The organism is Clostridium celatum DSM 1785 (genome assembly GCF_000320405.1).
GTDB lineage: Bacteria > Bacillota > Clostridia > Clostridiales > Clostridiaceae > Clostridium > Clostridium celatum.
In genome coordinates, this window is the sequence record NZ_KB291659.1 from 25,651 (window position 1) to 43,288 (window position 17,638).

Genomic DNA, 17,638 nt, shown 5'->3' on the forward strand with positions numbered 1-17,638 from the left:
TTCTTTCATATTTTTCAAGTACACTATTATTTATAATAGGATATCCTTATCTATATTAATTAAAAATAAAAGATATACTTAAATGAAAATCACTTAAATATATCTTTATTATTAGAATTATTTAATTACTATTGCTATTAAAAATCTATAATATTTTATACTAATCTTTCTCTTTTATTTAAATTGTATTTATTTGATTCATCAATCTTGTATAACTTTCTCTTAGAAATTTGTTTCATAAATATTACGCCTACTATAAAAGCACAAGCTTCAGCAATAGGGAATGCCATCCATACAATGTTTTGAGAATTAGGTAGTTTTGTTAATATCCATGCTAATGGTAATGCAATAATAATCAGACGCATTAATGAAAGAACTAAAGAATGTACACCACATCCAAGAGCTTGAAAAATACCTTGGTATGCTACATTTGCACCAACAAATAAATACCCTATAGTAACTATTCTTATTGCTCTAATACATAAGCTCTGTGTTTGCTCTGATAATGCAAATATTCCAATTAACTGATGTGCAAATAATTGAAGTACTACTATACCAATAGTCATGATTATCAATGTGTATATCATTCCATATTTAATTCCATCATAAACTCTTTTCTTATCACGCTTTCCATAATTAAATCCTATAATTGGAATCATAGCATTATTCATTCCAAATGCTGCAAAAAAAACAAACTGTTGAATTTTATAATAAACTCCATAAGCAGTAACTGCAGCAATAGAAATTGTACCGAAAATAATATTTACACCATATGTCATAATAGACATCAACGCTTGCATTACAATTGCAGGAATACCAACCTTATATATTTCATAAATAATATGCTTTTGTGGTTTTAAATATTTTAGTTTTGCATCAATATCTTTATTATATTTATGATGGAAAATACATCCTAAAACACAAGATAATATTTGCCCTATTACAGTTGCATATGCTGCTCCATTTACTCCCATTGCTGGTAATCCAAAAAGTCCAAAAATTAATATTGGATCAAGTATTATATTAGAAAGAGCCCCCATAACTTGAGCCATTGTAGATAATGTAGTTCTTCCTATTGCTTGTAATAGCTTTTCATATATCATAAATTCAATTACGCCAAAGGATAATACTGTACAAATAGTAATATATGATTTACCCATTTCAATTATTATAATATCTGTAGTTTGTGAGGTAATATAAGCATTAACTCCAAATAAACCAAATATTAAAAATACTATATAAATGCATATTCCAATAAAAATTGCATTACCGGAAATATAATCTGCTTTTTTTCTATCCCCTTGTCCAATACTTTTAGATAACAATGTATTAACTCCAACACCTGTACCAACACCTACTGCAATCATTAACATTTGAATAGGAAATGCTAATGTAAGTGCATTTACTGCATAATCACCCATGCCTGAAATATTACTTACAAAATAACTATCAACAATATTATAAAGCGCTTGTAATATCATAGATATAATCATCGGCATTCCCATTGTTATCATGAGTTTTTTTATAGGCACAACCCCCATCTTATTCTTTGAAACCTCTTTTTCCATAGCTTCTTCCTCCTATCATCAATATTACGGAGTCTTTTAACGGATAAGCTACCATAACCAATAAATAAAAAAGTGCGTAAATCCCTAATCTGGATTTACGCACTTTTGCTACTCGACTAATTTAATTTTACTTCTATTGGTAAAAAAAGTCAATCAAGAAGTTTCTCTTTATTTTATAATGAATTCTTTCTTATTTTTTTTAAAGCCTTTTTTGACCCACGAGCAATATCATGTTCAAGTTTTCTATCAATATAACTTGTAAATAATTGATTTAAATCATAACCTTCAGGATACAACTCACTAGCTGATATTTCTAATTTTATTCTTTTATAATTAATATCGATAAATTCACCTTTATAAAAAACAGTTAAATTATTTAATTCATCTAACTCTTTATAGACTATAGCACTTTCATTATTATCTAAAAGTATTACTTTATCACCTATACAGTAATTATACTTGCTATCTACTTCTTGTATTTCTTCCTTTTTCTTTGTAAGCTTACTTGAATTTATTAAATCATAATTATATTTTTTTGTTTCTATATATTTCTTAGTCTTTTCAATAATAGAATCTGAAATTCCCATCCTTTTAGAAATATAAAGTGCATTACTATCACCACTTCTTCCAATATGAAGCTTATATAATGGTTCAAGTGTATCCTTTTTAAACTCCATTGCTGCATTTTCAAAATGAGGATGCTCCTCTGAAAAATTTTTAATTTCTCCATAATGAGTAGTTGCAATTGTAATACATCCCTTATGATATAACTCCTCTAAAATAGCAATAGCAAGAGCTGCTCCCTCATTTGGTTCTGTCCCACTTCCTATCTCATCAAATAATAGCAATGTAGACTTTGAACTTTGTTTTATTATATCCGCTAAATTCTTAACATGAGAGGAAAAAGTACTTAAAGCATTTTCTATACTTTGATTATCTCCAATATCAACAAATATTTTATTAAATACTGAAATTTCTGTGCCCTCTTTAGCTGGTATATGAAATCCAGATTGTGTTGCTAATGTTAATATTCCTACTGTTTTTAAAACTACTGTTTTACCACCTGCATTTGGCCCTGTTATTATAAGTGCTCTATAATCATTACCGATTTCAAAATTAAGTGGTACTGGATTTTTTAATAATGGATATTTTCCATCTACAATTTTTATATATCCATATTCATTTAATTTCGGCTTAATCCCATTAATATCATTACTATATTTTGCTTTTGCCCAAATCATATCATATTCAGCTATTACTTCAATATTAATTTTTATTTCTCTTATTTTTTCATTAAGCATTTCAGTAAGCATACCTAATATTTTATATTCTTCCATACTTTCTTCTACCTTTAAAATAGCTAACTCTGATGTATGCTTTGAAATTGTAGTTGGTTCCATAAAGACTGTTGTCCCCTTTGATGATGATTCAACAATGGTCCCTTGTACATAATTTTTATATGATGATTTTATTGGAATCGTATATTTTCCATTCCTCTTACTTATAAAAAATTCTTGTATATACTGTTTATTTTCACTATTTTTTAAAAATTTATCCAACTTTTCTTTTATCTTATTTTCACAATCATCTATTAATCTTCTAATTTTCTTTAACTCTTTGCTCGCATTAGAGTCAACTATAGAACCCCTTATACACCTATTTATCTCTTCTTCAATATAACTCAAATCCGTAATACTCTCTCCATAGCTACTTAATGTTGGTGCATATCCTTCTTTATCTTTTATAAATAGCTTTACTTTTCTACATCCTCTTAAAAAGTCAGACATAATAGCTAAATCTTCTGGATCTAAAGATGCACCTTTTTCAATTTTTTCAATATATGGTACTACATTAAATATTCCGACAAGGGGTATATGATATGAAGCATCTAAAAGTCTTCGTCCTTCTGATGTTTCATCTAACCTTCTATTAACAATCTTTAAATTATTACTTGGCTCAAGTTTATCAATTAAGGCTTTTCCTAAACCACTTACACAATACCCTTTAACTAACTCTTTTAATTCATCGTAATTCAATTTTTCTAATGTCATTTTATCCATTTTTATTTTCCTTCCTTGTATCAAATATAAATACAAGTCAACGAAATCCTGATAGATTTCATAACTTAAATATAAAAAAAGCTGTGGATACTTCCACAGCTTAAAACTCAACTTTAAATAAAGGTAGACTCCTACCTCTGAAGTAAATTCGTGGACTTGTATCAATTAGTTATAATTAATTCCACAACAAATAAAGGTATAAATACCTTAATTTTTTAGGAATCAATATTTAATTTAACTATTTGATACTAAACACTCACAAAAATACCTCGCTTTTTTTGAAATCTATCACTTATAGTATATTAAAATATATAATATATGTTGTCAATATTTCTTATTATTTATCCTAGAGACCAAATCACATTTTCATTTTTCATAAAGAAATTCACTACTCACTCTAGTTGGTAGAAGTATACCTTGTGTAACTTTAATTGAAGAAATTACAAGTCTTAATTTCACTTATACTTTTATATTATAAAAGCTAAATATAAGGATAGTAAGGATATGGATAAGGGTAAGGGTATGGATAAATTGGATATGGCGGTATAATATATGGATATCTCAATGGCCCAACTCTATCTATATTCCTCATTGGAAAATTTCTTCTTCTAAAACGTCTAAACCCTCCTGGCTGTCCATGACCAAATGGTCCTTGCCTATTTGCTTCTTCCGCACATTCTTTTTCTATTACATTTTCACCAACTAATATAGTAACACTATCATCATTTACTTCTTCAATAATTCCATCACACATACTCCCATCTTTCATTACTATAATCGCATGATAAGATTGGCATTTTTTACATTCTTCATATAAAGACCTTGAATCTCTATAAAAACCTACTACTTCTAATGCCATCTATAAATCACCCCCCTTTTAATTAATATAATATTCATTTATAAAAAAGAGGTGAAATATTAAAATAGATTAGATAGAAAATGTTTATTTGATTTATCTTGTGCTTTTATAAATTGTGTAGATGCTAACATTGTATAATATGGATGGTAAACTTTTAGGAATGGCTTGTAGACTTCCTAATACTATCTCAAAGAGTACTAATATTTGTTCTCTTTGTAATCATATTGGTTCTGAAAATGAAATTGCTTTTGTTTCTCCTATATGTAAAGCACGACATGTAGATGATTATAAATCATTAGGTTTTCATGTTTGCTTGAATAGCTCTGAATGTAATGAAAGAATTACATCAGTAGAAAAACTTGAGAAACTTTTAAAGGATGTCAATAGAATAAAGTAATAAAAAAAGTGACATGTATACTCTAAAAAGATTAGCATGTCACTTTTTTTATTTTAAAAATTAATTTATTAAATATTGATTTTCCATAAGTTAATTTCTACATTTGTATTATTATCTGCAAATACACTTACTCCTGTACTTATTTCTTTTGTAAATATTCTTGAAGTAAATACTTCTTCCCCATCATTAACAAAGATTTCAACTGATGAAGTATCCACAAATATTTGAACTTTTAAGTTTTCAGCGTTATATTCACACTTTCTTTCTGTGCCATATTCTGTTGCTAATACTTCTCCTGATTTACTTCTATCTAATACAAGCTTTTTATTTTCTATATCATAATAAAATACAGTTTCTTCATCTATACCTTTTCTTAGTTTTACCCCAACATATTTACCAGTAAAATTACTAAACTCACATATAAACTCATACGTTTTTTCATTAAATCCAACTATATCTTTTTCTTCATTATTTAATGTATATGAATATTTTAGATTTTCCCCCCTAAGAAGCTCTAATTCTTTTACTGGTTTTTGAATTAATTTATCACCTTTTAACTCTAATTCTCTAGGTATAGTCAAACAATGAGCCCATCCACTTTTATCAGTAGGGTAATCTATCTCTGGTAATCCCATCCACCCAACTAATATTTTTCTTCCGTGTTTATCTTCAGTAGTTTGAGGAGCATAAAAATCAAATCCTCTATCTAATTCATTAAAATTACCATGATTGAATTCTCCATTAGAAAAATCAATTTTATCTCCTATTAAATATCCTGATTGGAATATATTTTGATATTTATCTCCATCTGCTTCTAAGCCCTGTGGAGAAAATATAAGTATTCCTTTATTATCAAAACGTAAATAATCTGGGCATTCCCACATAAATCCATTACCAAAGAAATCTGTTTTTATTTCTCCTTTAAACTTCCAATCTAATAAATTATTTGATTCATAATATACTATAGTTCCTAAATTTTCTTTTCTTTCAGCTCCAATTAAACAATAATATTTATTATTATCTTTAAACACCTTAGGATCCCTAAAATTATCTGTATATCCATTTGGTAAATCCTTTATAACAGCTTCACTATTCTTTGTTATTTCGCCATTACTATCCATTATAGCTAAACATTGATATGGATGTCTTATCCATTCTTCATTTCTTGTATTTCCTGTATAAAATAAATGAAGTTTATTATTTTCAACTATACCACTTCCTGAAAATGCTCCATGACTTTCAAAGTATTCAGTAGGAATTATTCCAACTCCACAATCTTTCCAATTAACTAAATCTTTTGAAGAAACATGATACCAATGCTTTATTCCATGAACAGGCCCTAATGGAAACCATTGATAAAACAAATGATATTCACCATTATAATAAGAAAATCCATTAGGATCATTTAACAGTCCTGTAGTAGGTTGAATATGAAATTTTTGTCTATATGAACAACTATCTACTATTTCTTTTAATTTTGTTATTTCTTCATTTGATGCATCTAAAATTGTTCTATATCTTTCTTCTCTTGTCCACTCTTTCATTATTATTTCTCCTCGTTTAATATCTTATAATTATTTATTAATTACAAAATAGAAGGCATTAGTATAGTACTAATTCCTCCTATTTCATAAAACACTCCTATGCAGCTATTTGCTCATCATTTGCCACTTGTTTTTTATTCATAAACTTTGCTATAACAATTGTTGATACAACAGCTACAACCATTGAAAGTATCATTGCAATTATATAGTTTACTATAGATGTAGGTCTAATTGATATAATTCCTGGTAATCCAGCTGCTCCTGGAGATATTGCAAGAACTTTTGTCAGCATTACATAAGCAGATCCAACTGCTGATCCTATCATTGCTCCAAAGAATGGATAACGTAACTTTAAGTTAACACCAAATATTGCTGGTTCAGTTATTCCAAGTAAAGCAGATATACCTGATGCTGATGCTATTCCTTTCATCTTGTTATCTTTTCTTAAAATAAGAAGTACTGATAATGCTGCAGCACCTTGAGCTACATTTGACATTGCTGCAACTGGGAATATAAATGATCCACCTGTAGTTGCTATATCTGCTAATAATTGAGTTTCTATAGCCACAAAACTATGATGCATACCTGTTATAACTATTGGAGCATACAAGAATCCAAATATTGCTCCACCTATTGGACCTAATGTATTTATTAACCATAATAATCCTGTTGTTATACCATCCCCTAATCCTCTCATTACAGGACCTATAACAACAAATGTTAATATACCAGTGATAAACACAGTAAATAGTGGTGTTAATAAGTTATTTAATACTGAAGGTATTACTTTGTGCAACATCTTTTCTACTTTTGCTAAAACAAATGCAGCTGCTAAAACTGGAAGTACTGTTCCTTGATATCCAACCTTAGCTATATTTAATCCAAATATATTCCATACTGGTACAGTTCCATCAACAACTGCTGCACCGTAACTATATCCATTTAATAAGTCTGAATGTATCATAAGTGCACCAATACAAGCACCTAAATACGGATTTCCTCCAAAGGCTTTTGCTGCTGAGAATCCTAAGAATATTGGTAAAAATGCAAATCCTGTATTAGCAAATGTATTTATTAATTCTGCCAAATCCTTAAATTGTGGATATGCTTCTACTATAGATTGTCCCTCAATAAATAATCCTTGAGATGTTAATATATTATTTATTCCCATTAGCAATCCTGCTGCAACTAATATTGGTAATATAGGAACAAAAACATCTGCTAAAGATTTTAATAATCCTTGTAATGGATTTAATTTTTTATCAGCTTCTCTTTTTAATTCATCTTTACTTTCTTCTTTAATATTAGCTAATTTTATAAATTCTTTATAAACCTCATCAACAACAACCTGATCCTAAAATTATTTGAAATTGCCCCGATGTATTAAAGCTTCCTTTGACTTCTGCCATTGATTCGATTTCTTTAACATTGACATTCTTATCATCTTTAAGCACTAATCTTAATCGAGTTGCACAGTGTGCTGCACTAATTACATTTTCCTTACCACCTATATTCTTTAAAATCTCTTTACCTATTTCTTTGTAATTTTTACTCATTTCCATCCAACCCCCTGGCTGTTATTTTCATTTTTGAAACGTTTCATTTTCTATATTAATCATGTTAATACGTTTTCATCAATTCGTCAATATTTTTTTATAAAAAAATAGGATTTTATTTTTCAATTTCTTATTCTTTACTTAATATATATACTATGTATATTTTAAAGTATAAAACTTGAAATCTTATTTATATAAAATCCTAAATAAAATTTATTTTTTTGTAGTGTATCCTTCAATAAATTTAACTGGTAAAATTATTTCTTTTTTCACTTTATTATTTTCTATAATATTTATTAATGCTTTAACCGCTTCTTCTGCAATAAGTTCAACAGGCTGTCTAATAGTTGATATTTCTATTGTGTCTTTAGCTGATGATTTACTTCCATCAAATCCAATTACTTGAACATCTTTGGGAATCTTTATATTATATTTATTTAATTTTTTTATAAAATCTACTGCATATTCATCAGTTACAGCAAAAACACCTTGTATTTTTATATCATCTTCAAAATTACTCTCTATAAATTTATCCAGTAACTTATCAAACTCCTCAGTAGAACCTAGTAATTCACATATTTCATAATCTATATTATATTCTTTACAATAACTAATAAAACCATCTTTTCTTTTTCTTGTAGCATTATTTATTTTAGAACCTCTTCCTATATAAGCTATTTTCTTACATCCAAGTTCATCTAACTTCTTTGCTGCAATTCGTCCACCTTCAAAGTTATTACTAGATACATACGTTATATTTTTAGAAAAATATCTATCAATACTTACAAAAGGAATATTTTCAGAAACATATTCATCAATATCGCTATAAGTTATGGCTATTATTCCATCCATTTTATTTTGCTTTGCCATAGATATATACTCTATTTCAGCTTTATTATCCTCATTTGAGTTACAAAGAATCATTTTCATTCCAACTTTTCTTAAGCATTTTTCTATATTATACGCCAATTCACTAAAAAAAGGATTCCATATTGTAGGTAAGATTACAGCTATAGTATTAGTTCTATTCATTTTAAACCCTCTAGCATAAATATTAGGTTCATAATTTAACTTCTTTATTGCCTCTTCTACCTTAATCCTTGTAGATGGTTTAACCTGTATATTATTTATTACATTTGAAACCGTTCCTACAGATACACCAGCTTCTTTTGCAACATCTTTAATAGTTACCATTTGTTTCTCCCCTTATATATTCATTAAATATATATTATTATCTAAATAAAATCAGATTAAAATTATCTTCATTTAATTATATACAATAACTAAATTATGAACAATGTAATAATAATTTTTTGTTTAAAAAAGCCATGTAAGCATACGCACTTACATGACTTTAAATAAAAATTATTTATTATATATTAAATTAATCATTCTGTACTAAACTTATCTATTTATTATTCTTATGTGCTTTAATATAAGGATGATTATAAAAAACATATATAAGTTGAGCACACATAGCACACCAAATTATTGGTTCGCAAATTATAACTCCCAAGTATCCTGTCTTTGGAATAATGAAAATAACAAATAATATCTTTCCAATAAACTCAATAATACTTGATACAAGGGGAAGTACTTTTTCTCCTAATCCTTGTAATGAATTTCTCAAATTTAGTAATACTCCTAATACAGTATAAAATGGTGCATTTAGTATCAAATATTTTGCTCCAATTTCAATAACTAACTCCTCATTAGATCCGGATAAAATTCTTACTAACATAGGCGCAAAAAATAGCAATACAATAGAAATTATACATCCCCATACAATTGATATTAAGTTACAATACCAAAGCGATTTTCTAATTCTATATCCTTGATCTGCTCCTTTATTTTGAGAAACAAAAGTTGAAAGTGATAATGACATTGTTATAGTTGGTAATGCACAAAAACTATTTAACTTTCTTGCTGCAGTATGCCCTGCAATTGTAAGATATCCTAAACCGTTTATAGCTGTTTGTAATATAACTGTTCCTGTTGATACAATAAACATCATAAGTCCCATAGAAAGACCTTGTCCTATTAATTCTTTATACAGCTTCTTTCCTACATTAAAACTACTTCTTCTTGGAATAAGAATTTTGCTCTTAAAATAAATATATACTACGCATAATATAACAGAAATTCCTTGTGCTATAATTGTTGCAACAGCAGCACCTTTAATTCCCATATTAAATTGTGTAATAAATACTATATCTAAAATAATATTTAATATAGATGATATTATAAGAAATACTAACGGCATAAAACTATTTCCTATAGCTCTTAATAATCCTGCACATAAGTTATAAGCAAACATAACTCCTACAAATAAAGTTATTGTTGAAATATAGGAATATGCTTCATCTATTATATTAGATGGTGTATTTAATAATTTTAATAATGGCATTAACAATACAACCGATATAATCATAATTATTACTGTTACAAAAATACCAATAACTATTGATCCCGAAACTGATTTCTTTAATAATTTCTCGTCATTTGAACCATAACTTCTTGCTGCAACAATACTAAGTCCATTTCCTATCCCTAAAGCAAATCCTACTAATAATTCATATATAGATGAACAAGCTCCTATTGCTGCTAAAGATGTATCACCTAAAAAATTTCCTACAATCATTATATCTACAGTATTATATAACTGTTGGAATAAGTTCGATATAAACAATGGAATTGCAAAAATAATTAATGATTTAAATATATTTCCCTTTAATAAGTCTACCTTCATATTTAACATTTTATATACCCTCCAAATTCAATCCACAAATTAACTTTATACCCTAAACTTAACTAAAGGTCAATATATAAATAAAAAAGATATTCTTATATAATATTTAATCATGTAAGAACATCTTTAAATTATAATATTTTAATATAATATATACCTATAACCTCTAAACTTATAGTTACTTATACTTTAAACAGGTCTACAAATAATTGCATAACCTCCTCTACCTGTAAATGGGCGTAATACTTCATATTCTTTTTGCTCAATAGTAACCATTATATTTCCATCTTCATTATCATCAAGAAATTCATATTCTAGTTTTTCTTCAACACAATATTTTACTATGGCTGCTTTAGTTATTTTGTTAGTTGGATATTTAAGATTTCCATCATAAGGTATATCTATATTAAGCTTGACCATCTTCTTTAAAAATTTTCCTATCATAATATTCTCTCCCTATTAAAACTCTGTTATCCTCAATGTATATACTGCCTCTCCCGCCACTGAATAATAATATCCAATTTCAGCTTTATATAATATTCCATTTATTCTTATAACAGCTGGAATATCTCTTTCTATATATTCAAGAGAATCTCCATTAGACATACAATTTTCTTCTAACACTCTAAAAAACTCTTCCTTAGTCTTAGGTTTTGACTTTAAATCTACTATTAAAGTTTTATGCTTAACAGCTCTTCCTCCATTTAACTCTTTTGCCACTTTGCTTAAATGCATATAATCAACTGCCCACAACACAATAATTACAATCACATTAACTAATATAATATATCTAATGTAACCTTCTATAAACATTCCCAAAACAGGTATAACAATCATAATCATGGATACCCAATAATATATTCCTATACCTAAACTACCCGAACTACCTTTGCTGGGTAAATTTCTAATCCATTGAAATATTATTCCTATAACTACATATCCTATTAGAATTGGTACAAAATAATTAAATAGCTTCATAGTATTTTCAAAATCATTAGTAAATCTTAATGTTAAAATTGAACTTATAAGCAAAAGAAACCCTACATTAGTACCCTTTATTATATTTTCTCTCATTATTCTATTCCTCCCTTAATACGTTCCCTTACTTCCTTTAAATACTTTCTTGAAATATAAGTTATTTCTAAATTATTTAATTTAACTTCCATCAGTCCATTAAACATGGGATTATACGACATTACCATTTCTAAATTTAATATTGTAGATTTTGAAATCCTTATAAACTTAGATGGTAATATTTTTTCCAACTCATACAATCTATTTTTATATTCGTAAATCTCGTTTCTTGTATGAACTAATAATTTATCCCTACTGGTTTCTATATAATAAATATCATCACTTTTAATTTTAAAAATCTCTTCCTTCTTATAACATGATAATTTAATAGATGCATATTTTTCATTTTCTATATAATCAATAAGAATATCTATTGATTTATTTTTTTCATGGATATATAAATCTATAAATTCATCTTTTTCTATTCCTATTTCATGAACTGATACTTTCATAAAATTCCCCCTAAAAACTTTTAATAAAGGTTGCACGTGCTTTTATCTTTAATTAAATTAAGTAAATTCACTTAATTGTGTTCTTTAATATAATAATACTCTAGAGCTAAGTACTTTTCCACAGATTACCTCTAACCGGTCGTTAATTAAAGCTAAGTGGCATTTATTATTACTATTAAAACTTTTAATTGAATAATATTAAGGCTATATAAATAACTTGTTAATGTTGTTATTTATATAGCCTTACTTTAACCACTTTACAATTTACTCTCTATATCAATATTAATAGTTAATATTTCTAGTTTATTTAAATTAACAATTTTCTTTATTAAAATAATCTAGATTTCTCTAATTGATTTAAGTTTTTTAGTGCTTCTATTAAATTAAAATACTCTTTATTTCTATTCTAACTTATTACATATTCTAATTATATTATTTAATTATATAGTTGCTTTCTTCTATAACTTTAATATTATGGTGTTCTAAAAAATAGTTAATTATAAGTTCACTAATATCAGTATTTATTTCTTTAACCACTTCAGCACCTTCATATGCTGGATAAATAGAAGTATTAGTTGCACGATAATTGTTCATAACAACAGTATAATACTTATCAAACTCAATATTTTTTCCATCCTTTGTCATAGAAATAACTCTATCTCCAAAATCTCTTGATAAATCAATTTTATAATTAAAACCAGCAAAAGTATCGTAATTATAGTTTTGAACCTTAGGAACTAAGAATCCATCACTAATCTTAACTTCTCCGTTCTTTACTACAAAATAAGTAGCAGCCTTTTCAATAGCTTCTTTTATCTTATCTCCCCTAACCTTTAATACCATTAATGTATTTGGATATGGATAATTAATTAACACATCTCTTATTGATACATTTTTCTTAAAGCCAATAGCACTATCAAATAGAGATAAGACTGAAAAATCCGCACCTGAAGCTTCAAGTTGAACTTGATGTAAAAAATTAATAAATGGATGCCCTTTTAATCTGGCCTCAAAAATATCATCCATAAGTATATCCTTATCAAATTCACCAATTTCTCTATCTAAATAATCTTTTAAGTTAGCTTCAACATTATTAAATATTTCTTCCATATATTTATTAATTTGGTTATTTAACTTAGAAACATCAACTAATTCATAACTTAAGTCTTTAGTTTCAGTATCTAATACAACCTTAGTAAATTTTTGTCCATTATGAAGTGGTTGTGCACAAAGTATACCATTCATCATAGTAATAAAAGCTCTATGCTGATGCCCACTTAAAACCATATCAATAGAGTTAAACTTTTCTAACAATTCACTAGCTTGATTTTCTTTTGTAAGTTTCTCTGTTGGTGTATTGCTTCCATCTAGACTTTTTTCAAAGCCACCATGATAGCACACTATAATATAATCTGATTTTTCTTTTAATTCTTTTTCATATTTACCGTACATAGTAACTGGATCTAAAAAATTTAAATTAGTAATATTTTTTTCATGCTCCCAATTAGGTATAAATCCTGTTGTAAGTCCAATACATGCAATTTTGAAACCATCAAAATCAAATATTTTATATGGTTCACTTTTTAATTCTAAACCTTCAATATTAGCATTTATTATTTTATCTTCTACTAATTTGTACGAAGTATTTAAATATTCTTTACCATAATTGAATTCATGATTCCCTAATATATAAGCATCATATCCAATAAACTCTAAACCTTCTAAAATAGGATTTTTCTTTAATTTTTGTTTGGATAAATAATGTGCCAATGCTGATCCTTGTATTAAATCACCACAATCAATCTTTAAAGAAGCATCATATTTTTTTTCATCATCTAATATATAGCTTCCTATTTTAAGAATTCCAAGTGGTTGTTCTTTTACATAATTAGTTGGATAGACATATCCATGTAAATCACTTGTTTGATATATAGCTATTTTCATTTGTATTCTCCCTTCAATTAATAAAGTAAAAGTTATTATCTAAAATTTATAATGAAATTTTACTCTACTTTGCTTTTCTCATTAGTTTAAATATACTATATTGTTTGTCCCTTACTTGGTAATAATCTATCTCCATTTTTATTATATAGTTTTTCTGGACGATAAGAGTGTATTGGAACTAATAGTTTAGGACTAATTAAATCTATTATCTTAATTAAATCATAAGGACGCGCATGACCACTACATGGTAGTATCATAAACTCTATATCATACTCCTCAAACCTCTTTACAAATGGTGCAAATGCTGGATCGAAATCACCTAATGGTTGAGCATCACAATGAATATAAATTCCACCTGATTTTAATTTATCTATATGTTTTAAAGCAAGTGTATCTAATTGCCAGAAATACTTACTTTCATCCTCTAATAATTCTTCAAACTCAACTTTAAAACTTTCATCTAACCCATATTCTTTATCATCTAATTGATAATAATAACTTTGAATTCCAGTTGCTTCTTTTACTACATATGAGTAATATGCATCTAATACAACTTTTCTTGGATTAGTTTTTATTATATTTAAAATTCTTTCTACATTTGAAATATAATAATTAAATGTTATTTGCTTATTATCATTATTTTTTACCATTTCATTAATTTTTTCTATAAGCTCTGGTTCATTATTTGCTTCTGTTTCCCTTATAGGATCTCCAAACTCTTGGAAAGAAACACTGACCCCTTCAATTAATAAAACATCACAATTTTCACTTTCTTTGCAAAAATTCAATGTATCATTTTCTCTATAACCATGAAGTCTTATATCTCCTGTATAAGCCATTTTTAAATCTGGAGTTTCAATAACCAAACCACAAGCACCATAAGCATCATGATCAACTGGCATTACTTTTACCTTTATTTTTCCAACTTGTACAGTTTCATTTTCTTTAACACCAATTACTTCTCTAGTGTTATTTTCTTGCTTTTCATAAAAAGGGAAAATAAAATCATTATTAATATTTAAAGTATTTAATAAAGATTTTGTTCCCTCTAAAGTATATAAAGGTATTTCAGGATTTAAATAATTGATAATTTTAGAATGGTCTAAATGAATATGTGATAAGAATACCGCTGTGTTTTTGAAATCATCTTTTTTTGATTCATATCCTTTTAAATCAATTTTAGGGTCAAAGATATTATTTAAGAATGGAACTAAGCTTTCATCTAATAATCCTTGTAAATCTGTAGGTTGCACCTTAGCAGACGGATTGTATTCGCTTCCAAAATCAAAGAAAATATGGCTATCTTCATACTTAACTTCAATAATTGTTCCACCAATTGTTAGAACTCCACTATGAAATGTAATTTTTGTTTTCTTGTCATTTAACATATTGCAAACAACTCCTTTTTTTATGATTTATCATTTGTTCTATTATAGTTATATAATAACTTATTTTTATTTAATTACAATATTTATATCTTACAATAAAAAGGTAGTTACTATATAAAAACTATCTTAATATTACATATATTATTATATGACTTTAATACTATACCTTTATTAACAATGATTATTTCAAATAAAATTATATAATACACCTTAACTTTTATTTACCACTTTAAACTCATAAGTCTTATTACATTCTCAGCAGTCTTTTCCATATTTTCTTGACCTTTTTCTAAAGCCTCTTCAATTGATGTAACATCTTTTATAATTCCAAATATAGAATCTATTCCCTTTTCATATAAAATATCTATATCCTCTCCAACCCTTCCAGCAAATGCTATAACAGGCTTATCATATTTTTTAGCAACAGTGGCAACACCTAAAGGTGTTTTACCATATTGCGTTTGAAAATCAATACTTCCTTCACCTGTCCAAACCATATCTGCTTCTTTAATCTCATTCTCTAAACCAGTATATTCAATTACCATTTCAATTCCTTTTTTTAAAGTTCCATTAAAAAAAGCCATAAGTCCAGCACCTAATCCACCTGCAGCGCCTGCTCCAACTACATCTAAAACATCTTTACCTATTTGTTCTTTAATTACATTTGCATAATGTTTTAAATTATTATCTAATAAGTTAACCATTTCCTTTGTTGCCCCCTTTTGAGGACCAAATACATTTGATGCTCCTTTTTCTCCACAAAGTGTATTATTAACATCACATGCTACTTCCACCGAAATATCTCTTAATCGCTGATCAAAATCAGTTAGGTCTATAGTATGTAGTTTTCCTAACTCTCCCCCTCCAAAGCTTAATTCTTTACCATCTTTATCTAATAATCTTCCACCAAGAGCTTGAATAACTCCTGCTCCACCATCATTAGTTGCACTTCCTCCAATACCTATTAATAATTTCTTTACTCCCTTATCTAAACAAGCCTTAATAAGTTGCCCTGTACCATAAGTAGTAGTTATTAATGGATTTCTTTTATCTAATGGAACTAAGTGTATTCCACTAGCACTAGCCATTTCTAATATTCCTATTTTTCCACCACCTAAAATACCATACTGTGCTTTAACTTTATTTCCTAATGGCCCAATTACTTCTAAAGAATAGATATTTCCATTTGTAGCATCTACTAATGATTGCATAGTACCTTCTCCCCCATCTGCCATAGGAACATGTACACATTTAATATTTGAATTTACTTTTTTTATTCCTCTTTCCATTGCCATGCAAGCTTCTTTAGCACTCATACTTTCTTTAAAAGAGTCTGGTGCTAATACAATAACAAAACCTTTTTTCATTTTACATTCTCCATAAACTCTTAATAACTATTAAATTTATATTTAAAACTATTATCTTAAAAATATCTCTATATTGTTTAATATTAATAAACCTTGCCATCTCCTTAAATGACAAGGTTTATTTTTATTTATATATCATATTATAGTATCTCTCAATATTTCTCTCTAACTCGAGCAAATCAATATTTCTTCCTATTCTTAAAGTTTCTCTTCCTTCAATAAATAGTAAAAATATTGGTAGTGAAAAAACTCCATATTTCACTGCTATCTGTAAATCTTCTTCACCATTTATTTCTCCACTTTTAATTTCCGGATGTTTTCTCAATATATTTTCTACTTTAAATTTAATTACTTCACAAGCTCCACAATCCATGCCAGTAAAATATACTACTGCCATACTATTATTATTTATTAATTCAATTATCTCATCTTCATTATGTAACTTATTCATATATATTCACTCCTAAGTTATTACTTTAATATTTAAAAATCACTTAATTCTCTCTTTTGAATTTTTAAATAAAACTACTACATGATATTTTTATTTTATATTTTGTTTTAATTATATCATTATTATCCCTATATAGGTACTAGTCATAATTTTTTAAGACTGTTTTATTAAATGATGTTGATTTTAAAGCGAAAAGCAAATAAAAAGAGCAACAGTGTTGCTCTTTTTA

16 protein-coding genes are annotated in these 17,638 nt (G+C 27.1%); 1 reads left to right on the forward strand and 15 read right to left on the reverse strand.

Features of this window, described 5'->3' with window-relative positions; genetic code table 11:
- Nucleotides 1-155 precede the first annotated feature (155 nt).
- The 3 genes from HMPREF0216_RS11310 to HMPREF0216_RS11320 form a co-directional block, all read right to left on the reverse strand.
- Nucleotides 156-1,568 carry an MATE family efflux transporter gene (locus HMPREF0216_RS11310; protein WP_005214356.1) on the reverse strand — a complete coding sequence of 471 codons (1,413 nt, stop codon included), beginning with the start codon at nt 1,566-1,568 and terminating at the stop codon, nt 156-158.
- 173 nt (nt 1,569-1,741) lie between these two features.
- The gene (locus HMPREF0216_RS11315; protein WP_005214365.1) at nt 1,742-3,628 is read right to left on the reverse strand and encodes an endonuclease MutS2; all 1,887 of its coding nucleotides are present in this window, start codon (nt 3,626-3,628) and stop codon (nt 1,742-1,744) included.
- 481 nt (nt 3,629-4,109) lie between these two features.
- Complete coding sequence (locus HMPREF0216_RS11320) at nt 4,110-4,487, reverse strand: hypothetical protein (RefSeq protein WP_005214366.1); 378 nt, start codon at nt 4,485-4,487, stop codon at nt 4,110-4,112.
- Nucleotides 4,488-4,626: 139 nt separating this feature from the next.
- On the opposite strand from HMPREF0216_RS11320, the gene HMPREF0216_RS11325 reads away from it, so the two are divergent.
- Nucleotides 4,627-4,884, forward strand: a complete 258-nt coding sequence (locus HMPREF0216_RS11325) for a hypothetical protein (protein ID WP_234088835.1) — start codon at nt 4,627-4,629, stop codon at nt 4,882-4,884.
- 68 nt (nt 4,885-4,952) lie between these two features.
- Here the strand turns inward: HMPREF0216_RS11325 and HMPREF0216_RS11330 are convergent, their stop codons facing one another.
- The 12 genes from HMPREF0216_RS11330 to HMPREF0216_RS11380 form a co-directional block, all read right to left on the reverse strand.
- Nucleotides 4,953-6,428, reverse strand: a complete 1,476-nt coding sequence (locus tag HMPREF0216_RS11330; RefSeq protein ID WP_005214368.1) for a glycoside hydrolase family 32 protein — start codon at nt 6,426-6,428, stop codon at nt 4,953-4,955.
- Between the two features lie 97 nt (nt 6,429-6,525).
- On the reverse strand, nt 6,526-7,599 hold the full coding sequence (locus tag HMPREF0216_RS11335; RefSeq protein WP_005214369.1) for a PTS transporter subunit EIIC: 1,074 nt from the start codon (nt 7,597-7,599) through the stop codon (nt 6,526-6,528).
- A gap of 166 nt (nt 7,600-7,765) precedes the next feature.
- Nucleotides 7,766-7,984 (reverse strand): PTS transporter subunit EIIB, encoded by a 219-nt coding sequence (locus HMPREF0216_RS17755; RefSeq protein ID WP_234088836.1) that lies wholly within the window; start codon nt 7,982-7,984, stop codon nt 7,766-7,768.
- A gap of 213 nt (nt 7,985-8,197) precedes the next feature.
- A complete protein-coding gene (locus tag HMPREF0216_RS11340; RefSeq protein WP_005214372.1) occupies nt 8,198-9,178 on the reverse strand; it encodes a LacI family DNA-binding transcriptional regulator in 981 nt (326 codons plus the stop codon).
- 214 nt (nt 9,179-9,392) lie between these two features.
- Nucleotides 9,393-10,742: an MATE family efflux transporter gene (locus HMPREF0216_RS11345; RefSeq protein ID WP_005214373.1), complete on the reverse strand. Its 1,350-nt coding sequence runs from the start codon at nt 10,740-10,742 to the stop codon at nt 9,393-9,395.
- A 180-nt stretch (nt 10,743-10,922) separates the two neighbouring features.
- On the reverse strand, nt 10,923-11,177 hold the full coding sequence (locus tag HMPREF0216_RS11350; RefSeq protein ID WP_005214374.1) for a hypothetical protein: 255 nt from the start codon (nt 11,175-11,177) through the stop codon (nt 10,923-10,925).
- Between the two features lie 15 nt (nt 11,178-11,192).
- A complete protein-coding gene (locus tag HMPREF0216_RS11355) occupies nt 11,193-11,807 on the reverse strand; it encodes a DUF4318 domain-containing protein (protein WP_005214375.1) in 615 nt (204 codons plus the stop codon).
- Complete coding sequence (locus HMPREF0216_RS11360) at nt 11,807-12,259, reverse strand: LytTR family DNA-binding domain-containing protein (RefSeq protein ID WP_040419774.1); 453 nt, start codon at nt 12,257-12,259, stop codon at nt 11,807-11,809. The genes HMPREF0216_RS11355 and HMPREF0216_RS11360 overlap by 1 nt, the downstream gene beginning before the upstream one ends.
- Nucleotides 12,260-12,691: 432 nt before the next feature.
- Nucleotides 12,692-14,203 carry a bifunctional metallophosphatase/5'-nucleotidase gene (locus tag HMPREF0216_RS11365; RefSeq protein WP_005214380.1) on the reverse strand — a complete coding sequence of 504 codons (1,512 nt, stop codon included), beginning with the start codon at nt 14,201-14,203 and terminating at the stop codon, nt 12,692-12,694.
- Nucleotides 14,204-14,298: 95 nt separating this feature from the next.
- Nucleotides 14,299-15,591: an MBL fold metallo-hydrolase gene (locus HMPREF0216_RS11370; RefSeq protein ID WP_005214384.1), complete on the reverse strand. Its 1,293-nt coding sequence runs from the start codon at nt 15,589-15,591 to the stop codon at nt 14,299-14,301.
- Nucleotides 15,592-15,812: 221 nt separating this feature from the next.
- Nucleotides 15,813-16,958 carry a glycerate kinase family protein gene (locus tag HMPREF0216_RS11375; RefSeq protein ID WP_005214385.1) on the reverse strand — a complete coding sequence of 382 codons (1,146 nt, stop codon included), beginning with the start codon at nt 16,956-16,958 and terminating at the stop codon, nt 15,813-15,815.
- Between the two features lie 124 nt (nt 16,959-17,082).
- Entirely contained in the window at nt 17,083-17,409 is a 327-nt protein-coding gene (locus tag HMPREF0216_RS11380) for a thioredoxin family protein (RefSeq protein ID WP_005214387.1), read from the reverse strand.
- Nucleotides 17,410-17,638 lie beyond the last annotated feature (229 nt).

Coding starts and splice junctions, on each gene's coding strand:
- HMPREF0216_RS11310 (WP_005214356.1), bottom strand. CDS start 1,568: ATGGAAAAAGAGGTTTCAAAGAATAAGATGGGGGTTGTGCCTATAAAA.
- HMPREF0216_RS11315 (WP_005214365.1), bottom strand. CDS start 3,628: ATGGATAAAATGACATTAGAAAAATTGAATTACGATGAATTAAAAGAG.
- HMPREF0216_RS11320 (WP_005214366.1), bottom strand. CDS start 4,487: ATGGCATTAGAAGTAGTAGGTTTTTATAGAGATTCAAGGTCTTTATAT.
- HMPREF0216_RS11325 (WP_234088835.1), top strand. CDS start 4,627: ATGGATGGTAAACTTTTAGGAATGGCTTGTAGACTTCCTAATACTATC.
- HMPREF0216_RS11330 (WP_005214368.1), bottom strand. CDS start 6,428: ATGAAAGAGTGGACAAGAGAAGAAAGATATAGAACAATTTTAGATGCA.
- HMPREF0216_RS11335 (WP_005214369.1), bottom strand. CDS start 7,599: ATGGGAATAAATAATATATTAACATCTCAAGGATTATTTATTGAGGGA.
- HMPREF0216_RS17755 (WP_234088836.1), bottom strand. CDS start 7,984: ATGAGTAAAAATTACAAAGAAATAGGTAAAGAGATTTTAAAGAATATA.
- HMPREF0216_RS11340 (WP_005214372.1), bottom strand. CDS start 9,178: ATGGTAACTATTAAAGATGTTGCAAAAGAAGCTGGTGTATCTGTAGGA.
- HMPREF0216_RS11345 (WP_005214373.1), bottom strand. CDS start 10,742: ATGTTAAATATGAAGGTAGACTTATTAAAGGGAAATATATTTAAATCA.
- HMPREF0216_RS11350 (WP_005214374.1), bottom strand. CDS start 11,177: ATGATAGGAAAATTTTTAAAGAAGATGGTCAAGCTTAATATAGATATA.
- HMPREF0216_RS11355 (WP_005214375.1), bottom strand. CDS start 11,807: ATGAGAGAAAATATAATAAAGGGTACTAATGTAGGGTTTCTTTTGCTT.
- HMPREF0216_RS11360 (WP_040419774.1), bottom strand. CDS start 12,259: ATGAAAGTATCAGTTCATGAAATAGGAATAGAAAAAGATGAATTTATA.
- HMPREF0216_RS11365 (WP_005214380.1), bottom strand. CDS start 14,203: ATGAAAATAGCTATATATCAAACAAGTGATTTACATGGATATGTCTAT.
- HMPREF0216_RS11370 (WP_005214384.1), bottom strand. CDS start 15,591: ATGTTAAATGACAAGAAAACAAAAATTACATTTCATAGTGGAGTTCTA.
- HMPREF0216_RS11375 (WP_005214385.1), bottom strand. CDS start 16,958: ATGAAAAAAGGTTTTGTTATTGTATTAGCACCAGACTCTTTTAAAGAA.
- HMPREF0216_RS11380 (WP_005214387.1), bottom strand. CDS start 17,409: ATGAATAAGTTACATAATGAAGATGAGATAATTGAATTAATAAATAAT.